Source organism: Allokutzneria sp. A3M-2-11 16 (assembly GCF_024213555.1).
GTDB lineage: Bacteria > Actinomycetota > Actinomycetes > Mycobacteriales > Pseudonocardiaceae > Allokutzneria.
On sequence record NZ_JANAVO010000002.1, the window covers coordinates 630,836 to 648,232 of the forward strand.

21 protein-coding genes are annotated in these 17,397 nt (G+C 70.9%); 6 read left to right on the forward strand and 15 right to left on the reverse strand.

What is annotated here, in order from left to right:
• Positions 1–72: 72 nt before the first annotated feature.
• The 3 genes from NLX83_RS21050 to NLX83_RS21060 form a co-directional block, all read right to left on the reverse strand.
• Positions 73–1,098, reverse strand: coding sequence for a 6-phosphofructokinase (locus NLX83_RS21050; protein WP_254236791.1), 1,026 nt, complete (start codon positions 1,096–1,098; stop codon positions 73–75).
• Between the two features lie 106 nt (positions 1,099–1,204).
• Complete coding sequence (locus NLX83_RS21055; RefSeq protein WP_254236792.1) at positions 1,205–1,693, reverse strand: polyadenylate-specific 3'-exoribonuclease AS; 489 nt, start codon at positions 1,691–1,693, stop codon at positions 1,205–1,207.
• Between the two features lie 21 nt (positions 1,694–1,714).
• The gene (locus tag NLX83_RS21060; protein WP_254236793.1) at positions 1,715–2,437 is read right to left on the reverse strand and encodes a lysophospholipid acyltransferase family protein; all 723 of its coding nucleotides are present in this window, start codon (positions 2,435–2,437) and stop codon (positions 1,715–1,717) included.
• Between the two features lie 176 nt (positions 2,438–2,613).
• Here NLX83_RS21060 and NLX83_RS21065 point away from each other — a divergent pair, with 176 nt between their 5' ends.
• The 3 genes from NLX83_RS21065 to NLX83_RS41085 all read left to right on the forward strand — a co-directional run bounded on the left by NLX83_RS21065 (position 2,614) and on the right by NLX83_RS41085 (position 4,181).
• Complete coding sequence (locus NLX83_RS21065; RefSeq protein WP_254236794.1) at positions 2,614–3,384, forward strand: alpha/beta hydrolase; 771 nt, start codon at positions 2,614–2,616, stop codon at positions 3,382–3,384.
• A complete protein-coding gene (locus tag NLX83_RS21070; protein ID WP_254236795.1) occupies positions 3,381–3,860 on the forward strand; it encodes a hypothetical protein in 480 nt (159 codons plus the stop codon). Before NLX83_RS21065 ends, NLX83_RS21070 begins: the two co-directional genes overlap by 4 nt.
• Positions 3,861–4,055: 195 nt before the next feature.
• Positions 4,056–4,181: a hypothetical protein gene (locus NLX83_RS41085; RefSeq protein WP_256564037.1), complete on the forward strand. Its 126-nt coding sequence runs from the start codon at positions 4,056–4,058 to the stop codon at positions 4,179–4,181.
• Positions 4,182–4,255: 74 nt separating this feature from the next.
• Here NLX83_RS41085 and NLX83_RS21075 read toward each other — a convergent pair whose 3' ends face one another.
• From NLX83_RS21075 to NLX83_RS21125, 11 genes are all read right to left on the reverse strand, one after another.
• On the reverse strand, positions 4,256–5,215 hold the full coding sequence (locus tag NLX83_RS21075) for an ROK family glucokinase (RefSeq protein WP_254236796.1): 960 nt from the start codon (positions 5,213–5,215) through the stop codon (positions 4,256–4,258).
• Positions 5,209–5,574: a hypothetical protein gene (locus tag NLX83_RS21080; RefSeq protein WP_254236797.1), complete on the reverse strand. Its 366-nt coding sequence runs from the start codon at positions 5,572–5,574 to the stop codon at positions 5,209–5,211. The genes NLX83_RS21075 and NLX83_RS21080 overlap by 7 nt, the downstream gene beginning before the upstream one ends.
• Position 5,575: 1 nt before the next feature.
• Positions 5,576–6,784 carry an ArsA family ATPase gene (locus tag NLX83_RS21085; RefSeq protein WP_254236798.1) on the reverse strand — a complete coding sequence of 403 codons (1,209 nt, stop codon included), beginning with the start codon at positions 6,782–6,784 and terminating at the stop codon, positions 5,576–5,578.
• Positions 6,785–6,810: 26 nt separating this feature from the next.
• Positions 6,811–7,251, reverse strand: coding sequence for an SRPBCC family protein (locus NLX83_RS21090; RefSeq protein WP_254236799.1), 441 nt, complete (start codon positions 7,249–7,251; stop codon positions 6,811–6,813).
• 22 nt (positions 7,252–7,273) lie between these two features.
• Entirely contained in the window at positions 7,274–8,059 is a 786-nt protein-coding gene (locus NLX83_RS21095) for a metallophosphoesterase family protein (protein ID WP_254236800.1), read from the reverse strand.
• A 174-nt stretch (positions 8,060–8,233) separates the two neighbouring features.
• Positions 8,234–8,923, reverse strand: coding sequence for an ESX secretion-associated protein EspG (locus NLX83_RS21100; protein WP_254236801.1), 690 nt, complete (start codon positions 8,921–8,923; stop codon positions 8,234–8,236).
• Positions 8,920–10,221 (reverse strand): hypothetical protein, encoded by a 1,302-nt coding sequence (locus tag NLX83_RS21105; protein ID WP_254236802.1) that lies wholly within the window; start codon positions 10,219–10,221, stop codon positions 8,920–8,922. The genes NLX83_RS21100 and NLX83_RS21105 overlap by 4 nt, the downstream gene beginning before the upstream one ends.
• An 8-nt stretch (positions 10,222–10,229) precedes the next feature.
• Complete coding sequence (locus NLX83_RS21110) at positions 10,230–10,772, reverse strand: DUF3558 family protein (RefSeq protein WP_254236803.1); 543 nt, start codon at positions 10,770–10,772, stop codon at positions 10,230–10,232.
• Entirely contained in the window at positions 10,769–11,179 is a 411-nt protein-coding gene (locus NLX83_RS21115; protein WP_254236804.1) for a hypothetical protein, read from the reverse strand. Before NLX83_RS21115 ends, NLX83_RS21110 begins: the two co-directional genes overlap by 4 nt.
• A gap of 73 nt (positions 11,180–11,252) precedes the next feature.
• Positions 11,253–11,687: an iron chaperone gene (locus NLX83_RS21120; RefSeq protein ID WP_254236805.1), complete on the reverse strand. Its 435-nt coding sequence runs from the start codon at positions 11,685–11,687 to the stop codon at positions 11,253–11,255.
• 4 nt (positions 11,688–11,691) lie between these two features.
• Complete coding sequence (locus NLX83_RS21125) at positions 11,692–12,069, reverse strand: polyketide cyclase / dehydrase and lipid transport (RefSeq protein ID WP_254236806.1); 378 nt, start codon at positions 12,067–12,069, stop codon at positions 11,692–11,694.
• Positions 12,070–12,178: 109 nt separating this feature from the next.
• Here NLX83_RS21125 and NLX83_RS21130 point away from each other — a divergent pair, with 109 nt between their 5' ends.
• A complete protein-coding gene (locus tag NLX83_RS21130) occupies positions 12,179–14,005 on the forward strand; it encodes an AMP-dependent synthetase/ligase (protein WP_254236807.1) in 1,827 nt (608 codons plus the stop codon).
• Positions 14,006–14,042: 37 nt separating this feature from the next.
• Here the strand turns inward: NLX83_RS21130 and NLX83_RS21135 are convergent, their stop codons facing one another.
• Entirely contained in the window at positions 14,043–15,308 is a 1,266-nt protein-coding gene (locus NLX83_RS21135) for a cytochrome P450 (RefSeq protein ID WP_254236808.1), read from the reverse strand.
• Positions 15,309–15,769: 461 nt separating this feature from the next.
• Here NLX83_RS21135 and NLX83_RS21140 point away from each other — a divergent pair, with 461 nt between their 5' ends.
• Together NLX83_RS21140 and NLX83_RS21145 are read left to right on the forward strand one after the other, a co-directional pair.
• On the forward strand, positions 15,770–17,041 hold the full coding sequence (locus NLX83_RS21140) for an AfsR/SARP family transcriptional regulator (protein WP_254236809.1): 1,272 nt from the start codon (positions 15,770–15,772) through the stop codon (positions 17,039–17,041).
• Between the two features lie 72 nt (positions 17,042–17,113).
• Positions 17,114–17,389, forward strand: a complete 276-nt coding sequence (locus tag NLX83_RS21145) for an AfsR/SARP family transcriptional regulator (RefSeq protein WP_254236810.1) — start codon at positions 17,114–17,116, stop codon at positions 17,387–17,389.
• Positions 17,390–17,397 lie beyond the last annotated feature (8 nt).

The following is a 17,397-nucleotide window of genomic DNA, read 5'->3' on the forward strand; positions in this document are numbered from 1 at the left end:
GAACCCAATGTGGCATTGGTTACGTCAGACGTAACCAATGCCACATTGGGTAGATCAACAACCCCGGGTGGGTCAGCCGAAGAAGACCTCGGCCTCGGCGTAGCGCTCCGTCGGGACGGTCTTCAGCTCGGCGGTCGCCTCGGACAGCTTCACGCGGACGATGTCCGTGCCGCGCAGCGCGACCATCACGCCGAAGTCGCCGTCGTTGACCGCGTCCACCGCGTGCAGGCCGAACCGGGTGGCCAGGACGCGGTCGTAGGCGGTCGGCGTGCCGCCGCGCTGGGTGTGACCGAGCACGACCGCGCGCGACTCCTTGCCGGTGCGCGCCGCGATCTCGTCGGCCAGCCAGGTGCCGATACCGCCAAGGCGGACGTGACCGAAGGCGTCCTTCTCGCCGCTGACCAGGACCTCGGCCCCGTCCTCCGGCATCGCGCCCTCGGCGACGACGATGATCGGGGCGTACTCGCGCTCGAAGCGGCGCTGCACCCACTCCACGACCTTGTCGACGCTGAACTTCTTCTCCGGCACCAGGATCACGTTCGCGCCGCCGGCGAGGCCGGAGTGCAGCGCGATCCAGCCCGCGTGCCTGCCCATGACCTCCACGACCAGCGCGCGGTGGTGGGACTCGGCGGTGGTGCGCAGCCGGTCGATCGACTCGGTTGCGATGTGCACCGCGGTGTCGAAGCCGAAGGTGTAGTCGGTGGCACCGAGGTCGTTGTCGATCGTCTTCGGCACGCCGACCACGCCGATGCCGTCGTCGGTGAGCCGCTTGGCGACCCCGAGGGTGTCCTCGCCGCCGATCGCGATGAGCGCGTCGACCTGCTGCTCCGCCAGGGTCCTGCGGATCGCCTCGACGCCGCCGTCGACCTTGTAGGGGTTGGTGCGGGAGGACCCCAGGATGGTGCCGCCCCTGGTCAGGATGTCCTCGACCTGGTCGAGGCCGAGCGGGCGGGTGTGCCCTTCGATCGGGCCCTTCCAGCCGTTGCGGAAGCCGACGAAGTCGTGACCGTAGACCTCGACGCCCTTGCGGACGACCGCGCGGATGACCGCGTTGAGGCCGGGGCAGTCCCCGCCGCCGGTGAGCACGCCGATGCGCATTTCATCGCCTCCTCGCTGCGCCGGATGCGCGCAGAGTGTGACCGTCGTCGCGCTCAGCTTTTCAGGAGCTGGATCGGTGCAGCAAGGCGGGTCCCAGTTGGCGGGCTCAGGCCCGCTTCCAGAGCGGCTCCATGATCTTCCAGCGGACCAGGTTGTGCCTGGCGTCGGCCAGCGCGGAGTGCGCGTCTGCGGGCGGCGGGGTGAGCCGCGGGCGCTTGAGGTCCTCCCAGCGCTGCCGGAGGTCCTTGGTGTAGCGCGGGATCTCCCTGGGCAGCGCGGGCATCGCGCCCCACAGCTGAGCCAGCGCCACGTGGTCGTAGGCGGCGAACCACGCCCACAGCTCGATGTCCTCGCCGGGCTCGTTGAGGAAGTCCAGGAGGTCGTCGCGGATCTGCTTGCGGCTGCGCCACACCGGATCAGCGGGCGGCGGGAGCTTGTCGAGGACGTTCTGCCGGACCCACAGCCCGGCCCGGTCGGGGTCGAACTCCGTGGACACCGCGTAGAACTCGCGGCCCCGCTCGTCGACGACGCCGATCGACACCAGGTCGATCGTCACGCCGTCCTCGATGAACTCCGTATCGTAGAAGAACCGCACCGGGGCAACTCTAGGGTTCGCTCAGCCCGCCTTGGTCTCCGGCACCCGCTCGGCCTTGCGCGGGCGCGGCGGGACGGGATCCTTCACCTTGGCCGCGTAGACGTCGACGTACTCCTGGCCGGACATCTCCATCAGCGCGTACATGATCTCGTCGGTGACCGAGCGCTCCACGAACCGGTCACCGCCGAGGCCGTCGTAGCGGCTGAAGTCCAGGGGCTCGCCGATCACGATGCGGATGCGGTGCGGGCGCCACATCTTCGAACCGATCGGGTTGGCCTTGTCGGTGCCGACCATGACCACCGGGATGACCGGGACCCCGGCCTCCATGGCCATCCGGGCCACGCCGATCTTGCCCTTGTAGAGGCGGCCGTCCGGGGACCGCGTGCCCTCGGGGTAGATGCCCAGCAGATGGCCCTCGCGCAGCAGCCGCACGCCGGTGTCCAGCGCGTCCTGCGCCGCCGCGGCGCTGGCCCGGTCGATCGGCACCTGGCCGACCCCGCTGAAGAAGGCCTTCTTGAACCGGCCCTTGATCCCCTTGCCGGTGAAGTACTCGCGCTTCGCCAGGAAGGTCACCCGGCGCGGGACCATCAGCGGCAGGAAGAACGAGTCGGCGACCGCGAGGTGGTTGCTCGCGAGAATCGCGCCGCCCTTGCGCGGCACGTTCTCCAACCCCTCGATGGTCGGCCGGAAGAACAACCGCAGCAGCGGTCCCAGAAAGACGTACTTCATCAGCCAGTAGAGCACTGCGAAGACCGCCTCCTCCCTGCCCTCAGCGTGACGCGCCAGCCTACGGAGCGTTCCTTACCGAACACAACGCGGAACACCCAACCACAGTGCCCTACTCGATGAGATCTGCCGCACCGACGGTGTCGCGTGGGACTATTGCGAGCGGCGCATCGCCCACGACCCAGGAGGCTGTCGTGCCCGTCCTGACCGGTGCGGAGCCCTTCGCTCACGAGGGCTCCGACGACATCGGTGTGCTGCTCTGCCACGGTTTCACCGGAACGCCGCAGAGCATGCGGCCCTGGGCGGAGCACCTGGCCGCCGAGGGGTTCTCGGTGCGCTGCCCGCTGCTGCCCGGGCACGGGACGCGGTGGCAGGACATGAACCGCACCCGCTGGCAGCACTGGTACGACCGGGTGGAAACCGGCTTCGGGCAGCTGTCCGCGCGGTGCCGCTCCACCTTCGTCTTCGGCCAGTCGATGGGCGGCGCGCTGGCGCTGCGCCTGGCCCAGCGGCACGGGCCGGAGGCGGCCGGGCTCGTCCTGGTCAACCCCTCGGTCACCACCCTCAAGCGCGGCGCTCGGCTGCTGCCGCTGCTGGCCAAGGTGGTGCCGTCGATCCCCGGGGTCGCCAACGACATCGCCAAGCCGGGGGTGCACGAGGTCGCCTACGACCGGACCCCGCTGCGCGCGGCGGCCAGCCTCCAGCAGCTCTGGAGCGTGGTGCGGGCCGACCTGGGCCGGGTGCACCAGCCGCTGCTGCTGTTCCGCTCCGCCGTCGACCACGTCGTCGAGCCGGTCAGCTCGCGGATCGTGCTGGACGGGGTGGCCAGCGAGGACCGGACCGAGGTGGTGCTCGCGGACAGCTTCCACGTCGCCACGCTCGACAACGACGCACCGACGATCTTCGCGGCCAGCGTGGAGTTCGCGCGCCGCGTGCACGAGGCCAGGGTGGGTGAGGCTGCTTGAGCAAGAAGGCCGAGGAGACCGGCGGACCCGAGGACGTCGACGCCGCGTTCGCCGCGATCGTGGCCGGACTGCAACGCGAGGGGGTCTCCGGCGACTGGCCGGACGGCGAGCGGGAGGAGCGCAAGAGGACCAAGGCCCCCGAGCCGGAGGCCACCCGCCCGGAACCAACACCCGACCCCGCGAGCAGGTCTTCGGAATCGACGCTCGACCCTGCGAGCAGGTCGTCGGCGGACGACCACTTCGTCCCGCCGGACCCGCCGCCACTGCCCCCGCTGCGCCCGGCGACGCTCGGCGCGCTGGCGCTGTTCTGCCTCGGCGCGCTGCTGCTGATCGCGCCGAACGTGCTCGGCCTCGCGGCGAGCACCGGCACCCCGCTCGCCCTGCTGGCGATCAGCGGCGGCATCGGCTGGCTGGTGCTGCGGATGCGCAAGGGACCCCCGCCGGACTCCGGCTGGGACGATGGCGCACAGGTCTAGACCATCACGCTTTGTGGTCTAGACCACGACTGAATCCGCCGTCGGGCTGAGAGCCGGATCACGGCCGCTGAGCTAACCCGGTGAGATCGCACACGAAAGCGCTTTTCCGCTTGTGACAACGATTCAGTGCTGCCGTAACGTGATCGCGGGAACCGGGGCACAACCCCGGGACCCGCGCACCGAAGGGAGTGACTCATGGATCAGTTGCAAGCCTTCGTGCTCGTGCGTGCGCTGACTCAGGCCGCCGAACAGCGGTCCGAGCGGCGCGCGCACCACTCCGAGAAGCCCCGTCGCCGGTTGCTCCGCCGTCGCAACCGCTAGGACCTTCTCCGAAGAGCACGACGAGTGAGCGCTGTCGGCAGCGTCGCCGACCGCGTCCCTTCCTCCCCGCGAACTCAGCGCGGGTTGAGCCGCCGCCCGGCCAGGTCGGCCGCGAGCGAGGCGGCCCCCACGATCCCGGCGTCATCGCCGAGCTGCGCCGCGCGGATGCGCGCCAAGGGCCGATGACCGGCCCCCGTCACCAGCGACGCGTAGTGCTCCCGGGCGTCGTCGAGGAACAGCGGCGCCGACTGCGAGACTCCCCCGCCGATCACGATGACCTCGGGGTCGTACACGTCCGCCACCAGCGCGAGGCCCTGCCCGAGCCAGCGGGCCAGCTCGTCCATCGCGCGCTGCGCCAACGGATCGCCGTCCTGCGCGGCACCCGCGACCTTCCGGCCGGTCACCGCCCGCATGTCGCCCGCAGCCTCACGCCCCAGCAGCGAACAGCCAGGATCGCGGGCTAGCATCTCCACCGCGGTCGCGGCGAGCGCGGTGCCGCTGCAGTACCGCTCCCAGCAGCCGCGCTTCCCGCACGGGCACGGCCGCCCGTCCGGCACCACGCGCAGGTGCCCGAGCTCGGGGGCCACGCCGTAGCCCCCGCGGAAGATCTCGCCGTCGATCAGCAGCGCACCGCCGATGCCCGTGCCCAGCGCGACCAGCGCGGCGACCCGCGTCCCGCGCGCGGCGCCGAAGCGGTATTCGGCCAGCGCGGCCGCGTTGGCGTCGTGCTCAAGCACCACCGGCAGGCCGAGGCGACCGGAGATCCGTTCGGCCACGTCGGCGTTGCGCCACGCCAGGTGCGGAGCGAACCGCACTCCCCTGCGGTCGGCGGTGACGAACCCCGCCACGGCCAGCCCGAGCGAGGTCACCTGGTGCCGCGAGGCGAGTTCCTTGACCTCCGCGATGATCGCGTCCTCCAGCGGCGCCTCTCCGCTCGGAGTGGGCGCCACCGCGGTGTCCAGGATGGAGCCGTAGGCGTCGACGACGCCCGCTCGGACGCTGGTACCGCCGACATCGACACCGATGGTCAGCACCGGTCGACGCTGATCTTCTGCACCCGCGGCGCGGGTTCGGGACGCGGCTCCGGTTCCGGGGCGGGCTCGGGCTTCGGCGGCTCCGGCTCCATGGAGGCGCGCAGCACCGTCAGCAGCCCGGTGAGGTGTTCAGCGGCCTTGGCGGCCAGCTCGGGCCGTTCGCCGCGAGCCAGGGAAATGGCCGCGCACAAAGGGCACCACGTACAACTCGCCCGATGAGAGGCTGCGGACGGGCTGCCGGCATCTTTGCTCGATCCCGCAAGCGGATCTTCGGCGGCGATCTTGCGCAGCCACGGCTCGGCGCGCTGGGCGACGGCGTCCAAAAGCTGCCTCAGCTCCTGGTTCAAGTTCTCGCTCATGTCACCGCATCCACACTCGAGGGTCGGGTCTGAAGCGCACGGTGATGCCCTCGTCGTCCGCGCTCGCGCCGACGATCTCGCAGCGGCACAGCACCGCGGGCAGCGCGACGAGCCTGCGGCGGCCGTCGAGGGTGATCACCAGCTCGTCGTCGACCCTGGCGAGGTCCAGCTGCGCGTCCGCGGCCAGCGGCAGGTGCAGCCGCATCGCGTACTCGGCGTCCAGGCCCTTGCCCCCGCCGGTGACCTCGATCAGCTCCGCGCTGCCCGCCCCGCCAAGGGGATCGCCCTCGCCGTACAGCTCGGCGGCGACCTCCAGCAGTGCGGGCACCCCGATGGGCTCCTCCGCGCGGTGGCCGACCGTCTCCAGGGGCGTCCGCACATCGCCGCCGAGTTCGCCGAGCACCGCGGCCTGCTCGGCGCGCCTGGTGCGCAGCCACGCGGCCGCGACGCCCTCCTCCCGCTCGACCTCGGGCAGCAGGCGGTTCGCGATCAGCCGGTCGACGCGGATGCCCTGCAACGCCAACGCGGTCAGCGTCCGGCGGGTCTCCGCGGCGACGACGCGCTCCGGCGTCAGCACCAGGCGGACGCTGGTGACCTCCTGGTCGACCAGCATGGCGCGCAAGGACTCCAGCCGTTCGGCCAAGCGGCCCAACGCGTCGGCCGCTGAGTCCCAACGCTCCACAGTGGAGCTTCCGGCCAGCCCGGCGAGCAGTCCTCGCACCACCCGGCGGTGGGTCGGGAACAGCCGCTCCAGGTACCCCGCCAGGGCCTCGGGCAACGCGAGCAGCCGCAGCGTCTCCGCGGTCGGTCCACAGTCGACGATCACCGTCTCCCACGGGCCGGTCGCCGCGAGCCGCTGCACCTCCGAGAGCGCCAGCAGCTCCTCGACGCCGGGCAGCACGGTCAGCTCCTCGGCCTGCACCTCGTCCACCCCGGCCCCGGAGAGCACGGTGTGCAGGTGCTCGCGCAGCTCCCGCCACGCGCCGTCGACCAGCGACCTGGCGTCGACCTGCGCCGCGAACAGCCCCGAAGGACCCGCCTCGGCGGGCTCGGCGGTCAGCGGCACGCCGAGCGCGTCGGCCAGGGAGTGCGCGGGATCGGTGGAGACCACCAGCGCCTTGTGGCCGTCCGCGGCGAGGCGGGCGGCGGTCGCGGCGGCGAGGGTCGTCTTGCCCACGCCGCCCTTACCGGTGAACAGCAGGACGCGCACGAGGGACGATTGTGCGTGACGGCGGTTCAGGCCGCGCTCTCGGCCCTGTTCTTGAGCTCCTTGAGCGCCACGTCCATGATCATCTTCTCCGCCTTGCGGCGGAACAGGCCGATCATCGGGATGGTCAGCTCGACCGACAGGGAGTAGGTCACCTTGGTCGAGGAGCCCTCGGGCGCCAGCACGTAGCTGCCCGACTGCGCCTTCTGCATCTGGCCCTTGACCAGGTTCCAGCTCACCGAGCGGCCGTCGTCGGCCCAGTCGTAGTCGAGGACGTACTCGTCCTTGAGCGGGCCCGCGTCGATGACGAACCGGACCTGCTCGCCGCGCCCGGCGGAGTCGCTGCTGAGCACCTCGGTGTGCTTCACCGCCTCGGCCCATTCCGGGTACTTCGCGAAGTCCGAGATCACCGCCATGATCTGGTCGGGGGCGGCGTCGATCACGATGGACTGAGTGGACTGGTCGGCCATGCCGCGCAGGTTACCCGTACGCCTACCACCGCAGTACATACGGCTGACGGGTGCGCTTGAAGTGGCCGACGTTCACGCACTCCGTGCGCCCCACCCGGACCCGCTGGGCGAGCGGCTGGTGCACGTGGCCGAACAGCGACCAGCGCGGCGAGTGCTTCGCGATCGCCTCCAGCAACGCCGTCGAGCCGTACTCCGCGCGCGTGGCGACGACGTCGTAGGTCAGCTCCGCGACCGCGGGCGGCACGTGGCTGCACAGCACGTCCATCGCGGGCAGCGCGCGCACGGCCTCGGTGTGCTCGTCGACCGAGCGGATGTAGGGCACCCACGGCGCGTCACGGTTCAACGTGAAACCAGGAGGGATCAAGGTCCCGCCGACGAACCCGAACGTCAGCCCGCCGATCTCGGCCGTGCCGCCGTCGACCAGGCGCACCCCGTCACCGGCGAACTCCGACCACAGCTCGGGCAGGTCGACGTTGCCGGGGATGGCGTAGGTGGGCGTCGTCATCGCCGCGAACATCTCGGCGTACTGCTCCCTGGCCGCGTCCCGGACCACTGCGGCGGGGTCGTCCAGCGTGGCCCACAGGGAGCGGACGTAGACCCCCGCCTCGCGCCCGTGCTGCCGGCGCAGTTCCGCGAACCGGGTGACCCGCTCCGCGCCGAAGACCGCGCCCAGGATGCCCTTCGAGTGATCGTGGTAGTCGACGAAGTCGATCAGGTCGCCGAGGACGACCAAGGCGTCCGCGCCCTCCCCCGCCCTCGCCAGCGCTTCGGCCTCACCGTGGACGTCGGACACCACATGGACTCGCACGAAACGACCTTAGGGGGTGTTTCAGGGGTCTCGTTCGATGAGAGTCGGGATCGAGGTCGTTCCTGGCAAGACGGCGGGAAGACCGCGTACCGGTGTTGTACGTGGGCTTTCCGCCGACGCAGCCAGGGGCGGGCTCGGCCCGGCTATCGCGAACACGGACCTCTGAAACGCGCCCTACAGGTCTCCGAGCCTGCTCGTGATCCGTTCGGCGTCCGCGGGCATGATCGACAGCGACCCGTTCTCGCTGACCTGGAGGTAGCGGCCGTCGTCGGCGTCGAACCACGCGAGCACGACGGGGTGCTGCCGCCCGCGAATCGTCACGCCGAACTGGCCACCACGCCACCTGGTCGACGCCAGCCGTTGCACCATCCGCACCTGAGTGGCGGGCATACCGTTGGCGCTCAACACAGCTGCCTCATCGGCCAGCGGTCCCCGGTCAGGATTCGTCGCCGCGAGAAGCACCTCCGCCGCCACCGTCACCGGCTGGCCCCGCCCAGCACCGCCGGGCGGCAGCACGCTCACCGCAGCCCTGGCCAGCTCCCGCGCGGGCATCGTGGCCAGCCGGAGCGACTCCCCCGCCAACACCGCGAGCACGGCGTGCTCACCCCGCGCGGCGGCCAGGGCCTTGACCGGCTCGCCCACGTGCTGGACCAGTTCGACGGCCTTCTCGTGCTCGTTCAGCACCCCCAGCGCCCAGGCCACCTCCGGCGCCGCACGGACACCTCGGCGGGCGTGGATGTCTGCCCTGATCCGGGCGCGCTCTTCGAGGGTGGTGCCCAGCGGCAGCACGTCGATCGGGTACGGCCTCCGTCCTAGCTGAAGATCACCCCAGCGGACGTTGTACTCGGCGAGGGAAAGGATCACGGGTCCTCCCCGATCACCGGGGGCGCGACCCGCTCGATGTCACCGAAGACGTTCTCGGTCTCCACCAGCCACTCCGGCCTGCGGTGCTCCTTGTCGTCCTCCTTGCGCGTGGTCCCGGCGCTCATCGCGGGCATTGCCTGCGCCCCAGGCGCTTTCGCGCTGTTCGCCGCCCCTGCTCCAGGCTGCCCCAGCCCAGGGCCACGCCGCGTGGACTCCGGCGGGTGCTGGATACCACCCGCGATCCCGCCGCCGAGCGCACCAAGCCCACCGACCGCGCCAAGGCCGCCAAGCGCGCCGCTGTCGCTCCCCGAACCACCCAGGCCACCGAGGCCGCTCTGTCCGCCTTGCCCGCCGCTGCCGGTGGTTCCGCCGCTGTCCTGGGGCCGTCCGGGATCGAGGCGTTGCACCTCGGTCTGCCCCGGGCGCCACTCCGGCGGCGTGTTGTCGGGTGTGGGACCCGGGAACTGCCCGCCCCCACCCACGCTTCCGCCTCCGTTGGGCAGGCGGCCGATGGGCGGCACGCCTGGATCACCGGGTCCGGGCGGGCTCGGGCTCGGCACTGGTGGGGTTCCGCCGCCCTTGACCGCGGGCGGCGGTGCGAAGGACGGCGTGGACCCGTCGACCGACCGCGTGCCGCCCTCGTTGACCTGCATCACCCGCACGGCTTCCTGGTGCAGGGCGTCCGCGACGGCCTGCTGCGCCTTCAGCTTCAGCTCGCCCAGGTCGACCAGTCCCGCCAGCCCCGCGGCCTTGTTGAGAAACGTCGACTCGACGGTGGTCCGCTCGGCGGGCTTGGGCATGGCGTGCTTGGCCCACTCCGCGCTCTCCCCCAGGTCGGCGGTGCGATTTCCCATGTACTGCAAGGAGATCGCGGCGTCGCCCGCCCACTCGGCGAGCTTGAGCGAACCGGCGCGCGCGGCGTCGCCTCCCCGGCCGACCCACCCGCTCGCGGTCTCCGCGACCGCCCGGGCCATGGCACCCGACCGCTCCGCCATCTCGTTGCCGAGCTTCGTCCACCGGTCGGCGTCGAGGAACACGTCACCCGGCTTGTTCTTGTCGTGGATGTCGTCCCACATCTGCTGGTGCGGCACGCCCTCCCAGTGCCCGGTCTGCGTCATCGCGCGGTCGTCGCCCATTCGCACCGCGCCGCGCAACCGCTGTTCCTGGGCCGCGATGTCGTCCCGGCGCGAGGGCTCCGCCTCCCACCACTCGCCCGGGCGGTTCTCCCGATACGGCGCGCCCCGCCAGTCGGTTTTCTCGAAGCGGTTGTGCGAATTTCCCCCACCGGTCCCGCTCACGTCTCCCCCTATTTCTTCGGCAGTCGCGGAACGATGAACTTGACCATCTTCCGCGCCACCTCGCACACCGGCTCGTGCTGCCCTTGCCCGAAGAACGCCGTCTGCACCGTCACGTTCTCGTCAGTGTTGATGTCAATCGTGACCATGCACTGCTCATGATCTTGCGGGAAGACGGTCACCCCATACCCGGCAACGGTCTCCTTGCTGATAGCGGACTCGATGGCACCGGGCGGCGGCCGAAAGTCATCGAGGCCCTTGCCCGGTCCCTCGTCCAGCGTGATCGAACCCGTCAGCTTGCGCCTCTCCTCGGGCGTTCCGTCGAACTCGCAGATTCGGAGGTCTGCCAGCTGGTTTGGTCTGCCCGCGGGCAGACCAGCACTCGCGGCTTCATCCGGCTTCACCAATGAACACGCATCGACGGGCTTCAACACCGGGACCCGTGGCGGAGGTGGCCCCGACACCGTCTCCGACGCCCCCCGCACGACAGTGGGCGCGCATCCAGCCACAGCCAGCACCAACCCGACCGCCACCACCGACCTGATCATGCTCATGATTCCAGTCTCCCGAAACCGGACGCGCCGCCCTCATCCGCAGCTCGCGTCACCTTGACGGCCTGGTCGACCACCTCAATGGCGTCCGTCAGCGCCTGGACGTAGAGCAGCAGCTGTTCCCGAATCGACCCCGGCCCTCGCGCGCGCTGGTCCCACTTCGCCGCCATCACCCGCCCAACCCAGTGATCACCCAACGGAAGATTCACAGCGAGATAGTTCGTCCGCTTCAGCCACTCACGCGCGTGGAACAGCTGATCTTCCAGGGCCTTCTTCAGCTTCTCGGCCGCCCAGGGCTCCAGGCGCACCTCGCCGTTGGCCACGAGCGACTGCAAGGTGGCCACCCCGTCCACCGACGCGCGCAGCGACTCCGCCGACTGCTGCCACGCCGTATCCCCCGATTCCGACACAATTTGCCAAGGTAGCAAGCAGCGCGAAGGCGAGCTGGCGAATTCGGGCAGTTCCCGGTGGGCATTCGGGTGATCAGCGCGAACGGCTGCTCTCGTACCGCGCGATGTACTCGTCGACCGAGACCCCGGCCACCGTCTCCGCGATGAGGTCGAGGGGCAGATCGGCGAGTTCCCGGAATCGAACGCACGACTTGCCCATATCCAGCTTCTTGCCCGTCTCCGCCCAGCGCTCGCGGAACTCCACTTCACCGCCCGGGTTCGCGTAGACGCCCATCAGGTAAAGCGACAGGTAGTTCTTCTGCGACGCCAGTGCCACATATCCCAGCGGCTGCTTGTTGTAGGTGACCGGGTAGCGCTCAAGCGGGATGTAGTAGCCGATCATCCCGTACTGGATGCCCTCCTCGTAGCCCTCGGGAAGGTTGTCCAGGATGATCCGGCGCAGTTCGCTCACGGTGCCGCGCCGGTCCTCCGGCAGCGACTCCAGGTACTCCTCGACGGTGTTCGGCATGCGCTCAGTCTGCGTCGGGGGGTGGACACCCGGGGGCCCGTCCCGCTTCGAGCCGGGCCTTCAGCGTGAACCCCACCCGCTTCGCCGCGAGCTGCCTGCGCTGGGCCTCACCCGGCCGCACGGTGCCGCCCGGCGGCGGGTCGGCCCGCAGGAAGTAGTGCAGCAGGGTCCCGTCGAGCATCGGCTCCAGCCAGACCTCCTGGGTGCCGACGAGCGCGCCGTCGACCGTCCAACGCAGACCTTCGGCACCGCGGTCGGCGTAGACCTCCAGGCTCAGGTCGGGCCAGAAACGGCGCCACACAAGGGGATCCGCGAAGACCGCGGCCACGCCCGCGGGCGGCACGGCGAGGAAGATCTCGTCAAGGACGTCGACCGATGGCATAGCGGCAGCGTGCCACGGTGGGGAACATCTGGGTTACGGCCTATTGTCTGCGCGTTACCGCGCGCTACGTTAACCGGTCAGTAACACCCGTCGCTCGGAGGTCAATGACGTGCGTGAGTTCAGCGTCCCCGCCACCGCCACCGTGGCTGAGGAAGAAAACCTCACCGACATGGTGTGGGCGAATGCGGAGCGGTTCGGCACGGCGGTGAGCTTCCGCCGCCGCATCGACGGGACCTGGGTCGACGTCACGGCCGCCGACTTCGCCGCCCAGGTGCTCGCGGTGGCGAAGGGCCTGGTCGCGGCCGGGCTCGAGCCCGGGGACCGGATCGGCCTGATGTCCAAGACCCGCTACGAGTGGACGCTGCTCGACTTCGCCATCTGGGCGGCGGGCTGTGCGACCGTGCCGATCTACGAGACCTCCTCGGCGCACCAGGTGGAGTGGATCCTGTCCGACTCCGGCGCCAAGGCGGTGTTCCTGGAGACCGCCGCGCACCGCAGCACCGTGGACGGCGTGGTCGACCGGCTGCCCGAGGTGCGGCACGTCTGGCAGATCGACGGTCCGGGCAGCGGCGGCCCAGACCGCGACAACACCGCGGGCGCGGTGGACGAGCTGACCGCGCTGGGCGCCGACGTCACCGACGCGCAGGTGCACGACAGCCGCAAGGGTGTGAAGGCCGACGACCTGGCGACGCTGATCTACACCTCCGGCACCACCGGCCGCCCCAAGGGCTGCGAGCTGACCCACCGCAACCTCATCGCGGAGGTGCGCGCGGACATCGCGGCCTTCCCGCGGCTGATGCAGCCGGGCAACTCGCTGCTGGCGTTCCTGCCGCTGGCGCACGTGCTGGCCCGCGCGATCACCCTCTGCGGCGTGTACGCGCGGCTGACCATCGGGCACACCGCCGACGTGAAGAACCTGGTCCGCGACCTCGGCTCGTTCCGGCCGACCTTCGTCGTCGCGGTGCCCAGGGTCTTCGAGAAGGTCTACAACAGCGCGAAGCAGAAGGCGCACGCCGAGGGCAAGGGCACGATCTTCGACGCCGCCGAGGCCACCGCCGTGGCCTTCAGCCAGGCACGGGACGCCGGTGGCGCCGGGATCGCGCTCAAGCTCAAGCACCTGCTCTTCGACAAGCTGGTCTTCACCAAGCTGCGGGCCGCGCTCGGCGGGCGCTGCGTGGCGGCGGTCTCCGGCGGTGCCCCGCTCGGCGAGCGGCTGGCGCACTTCTTCCGCGGCGTCGGCATCCCGGTCTTCGAGGGCTACGGCCTCACCGAGACCTCGGCCGCGGCCTGCGTGAACACCGAGCAGGCGTTCCGGGTCGGCACCGTGGGCAGGCCGGTCCCCGGCACCTCGGTGCGCATCGCCGACGACGGCGAGATCCTGGTCAAGGGCGAGATCGTCTTCGAGCGCTACTGGCGCAACGAGGCCGCCACCGCCGAGTCGGTGCGGGACGGCTGGTTCCACAGCGGCGACCTCGGCACGCTCGACGGCGACGGCTTCCTGAGCATCACCGGCCGGAAGAAGGAGATCATCGTCACGGCGGGCGGCAAGAACGTCTCCCCCGCCATGCTGGAGGACCGGCTGCGGGTGCACCCGCTGATCAGCCAGTGCATGGTGGTCGGCGACAAGCAGCCGTTCATCGCCGCGCTGATCACCATCGACCCCGAGTTCTTCCCGGCGTGGAAGGAACAGCACGACAAGCCCACCGACGCCTCCGTCGAGGAGCTGTCCACCGACGCCGACCTGGTCTCGGAGATCCAGGCGGCGGTGGACGAGGCCAACCAGGCGGTCTCCGCCGCGGAGTCGATCAAGAAGTTCCGCATCCTGCCGGTGGACTTCACCGAGAGCGGCGGCGAGCTGACGCCGAGCCTGAAACTGCGTCGCAACGTGGTCGCGGAGACCTTCTCCGGTGACATCAAGGCGATGTACACGAAGTAATGGGAAGGGCGGCCGGGAACTCCGGCCGCCCTTTTCGCTACAGCCGGACCGGCAGTGCCACCGGTGTCCGGAAGAGGTAGTCGGGGTCGTAGTCGGCTTCGGCTCCGGAAAGCGCGAGCCGCATGCCGGAGAACCGTTCCCGCAACACGCTCAGCGCCTCACCGATCTCCAGCCGGGACACCTCGCGGCCAATGCACAGGTGCGGGCCGGCGCCGAAGGTGAGCGCCTTGGGCTCCTTGCGCTCCGTCCGGTCGAGGCGAATGCGGTGCGGTTCGTGGAAATGCTCCGGATCGCGGTTGGCCGCGCCGAGCATCACCAGGATCTGGCCGCCTGCCGGGATCTCGGACTCGCCGAGCCGCACGGCGTTGCCCGCCTTCCGTTTCCAGCCCGTCAAACCCGTCTCGACGCGCATCAGCTCACCGGCCAGCGTGGGCACGATCGCCTTGTCCTGCAAGGCATCCCAGTGTTCGCGCCCATCATCGGCGAGCAGATAGCGCATCGCGTTGAGCAGCGTTCCGTAGGTCGTGGAGTAACCAGCGGCCATGATGTTCATCAACACCGCCGCCGCCCGCTTCTCCGGCAGTCCCTGGCGCAGCAGGTGGCTCGCCATGTCGTCGGCGGGCGTCCGCACCCGCTCGGCGACCAGGCGGCGGCACGCCCGCGACAGGTCGCTGAGCCCGCGCACGCCCGCCACCTGGCCGGGGCGGTCGAGGACGCGGCCGAGCAGCGCGGTCTGGCCGTCGCTCCACGCCCGCACCTGTCCCTCGTCCGAGGCGGCGAAGCCGACGATCTCGCTGATGATCCCCGCGGACAGCGGGCGCGCGAAGATCGCGGCGAAATCCACGACGTCACCGCCGGAGGAGGAGCGCTCGACGTCGTCGGCGACGGCGGCGACCCGGCGCCGGATCAGCTCGCCGAAGCTCTCCTCGTTCGTGGCCGGGCTCAGCGAAAGGCCGCCGGGCGGGGCGAAGACGGCTCGGCGCACCTCCTCGTGCGCGGCGCCGTTGGAGTTCGCGGTCGCTTTCGGGACGCCGACCAGGTGCACCAGGCTCGACCACGTTCCCGGATTGGCGGCGAAGCGCCCCATGGGGGTGAGCGGGTCGAGGGTGTTGGCGTTGGTGACCGCGGGGTCGGCGCCCTTGAGGATGTTCTCGACGAACTCGTAGCGCCACACCGGGAACAGTCGCGACCCGGCGTCGCGGAAGGTGCCGAGCCCGGAGGCGTGCAGCCGGTCGTAGAAGGCCGCGAGCGGACCGGGCGCGTGGGCTCCGGGATCGGTCAGCGGCAGTCGCCATGAAGTCATGTGAATCCCCAGATCCGACGGCGAAATCCGGGGGAGGCTAGCACTGGCAAATGCCCAGGAGCACGCTTCGGAGCTGGGCGAAAACAATGAGGGTGACCCGCACCTGGTCATCCCCCCTGGCGCGGGTCACCCCCGTTTCCCTCAACGACCGCGGTGTCCAGTACCGGTTCATGGCTACCGGCACTCGTCCCCGGATCACCACCGCCGCACGCACGGGCCGTCGGCGTGCAGCGGCGGGTTGCCGGGCGATCCCCGGCTGGGGGACCTGGGAAAGCCCGGTGAGGGAAGTCCGTCGGGGGGATTCTTGGATGGCCCGCACCGAGTCCCCCCGGCTCTGCGTGCGGGCCATCCCCTCCCCCTCGAAGAGAATCCTGGCAGCCGGTTCTGTCGTATCGCTGACGTCGGGCTGACGCGGCCTAAAATCGCCTTTCGCACGTGGGGACTGCTCAGGGGAGGGCGGGGTGGAGACGGTCTTCCGGGTCCTCGGGCCGATGGAGATCGACCGGGACGGGGAGCCGGTGCGGCTGCGCCCGGCCAAGCAGCGCACCCTGCTGGCCGTGCTGCTCCTGCGGGCCAACGTGGTGGTGCCGGTCGCCACGCTGGTGGACTGCCTCTGGGAGGACGCGCCGCCCGCCGGGGCGAAGGGCACGATCCAGGCGTACGTGATGCGGCTGCGGCAGGCCATCGGTGACCAGGACGCGCGGCTGATCAAGACCCGCCCGGACGGCTACGCGCTGGAGACCGCCGTCGAGAACATCGACCTGCAGCGCTTCCACGTTCTCGTGACGCACGCACAGGCGTCGTGCGAGCCCGAGGAACGGGCCGCGGCACTGCGCGAGGCGGTGGGGCTCTGGCGCGGTCCGCTGCTCGCCGACGTCGGCGGCGCCGCGCTCCGCGAGCGGATTCCGGACATCCCGATCCACGCCGAGGCGCGGCTGCAGGCACTGGAGCAGTACTTCGACGCCGAACTCCAGCTCGGCAGGCACAACGAGCTGCTCGACGAGCTGCGCGCGACGACGGCCGAACACCCGCTCCGGGAACGGTTCTGGGGTCAGCTGATGGTCGCCCTGTACCGCGCGCACCGGCAGCGGGAGGCGCTCGCCGCCTACGCCGAGGTGACCCGGCGGCTCGCCGACGAGCTGGGCATCGACACCGGCGCGGAGATCCGCGCGCTGCACGAGCGCGTCCGGGACGGCGATCTGCCCCTCACCCCCCAGCCACCGCAGGTCCCGGCGGTGGTGCCCGCGCAGCTGCCCGCCGACCCCGGCGACCTGCCGGAGCGGGCGGAGCTGGTCGACGAGATCACCGAGCTGCTGGTCAACCCGGACGACCGGCCGACCGTGCCGCTGGTGGTGCTGACCGGCTGCCCGGACGGCGGTCGCGCGGAGCTCGCCGCGCGCATCGCCCACCGGGCTCGCCCCGCCTTCCCCGGCGGCCAGCTGCACGCCACGCTGAACACCGACACCGCGAACGTCCTGATCGGGTTCCTGCACGCGCTCGGCGTCCGCGAGGAGCAGGTTCCGCCGGAGGCCGAGGAACGCACCGCGCTCTACCGCTCCCTGCTGGCCAAGCGCCGCGTCCTCGTGGTGCTGGACTCGGTGGCCGGGCCCGACCAGGTCCGGCCCCTGCTGCCGGGGGACTCCGGCTGCGCGGTGCTGGTGACCAGCGAGAACGACCTCCGCGGGCTGACCGCTCTGCAGGGTGCGCGCCAGTTCCGGGTGGGCCCGACATGAGCGAGGAGCAGGAGTTCCGCATCCTCGGCCGCCTCATGGTCACCCGCGGCGGTGAGGAGGTGGCCATCCGCGATGAAGCACCGAGTGCTGCTGGCCTGCCTGCTCATCGCGCCGAACACGGTGGTCCCGGTGCGACGGCTGATCGACCGGATCTGGGGTGACGCACCGCCGGACGACGCGCGGGCGGTGGTGCACACCTACGTCAGCAGGGTGCGCGCCGTTCTCGGCTGCCCCGAGCTCATCGAGACCCTGCCGGAGGGCTACCGCATCCACGTCCGGGAACAGCTTCGCACGACACGCGCCGCGTCCGGCTGGAGGAGCTCACTCGCGGTTCCGCGGAGGCGCTGATGGGCTCG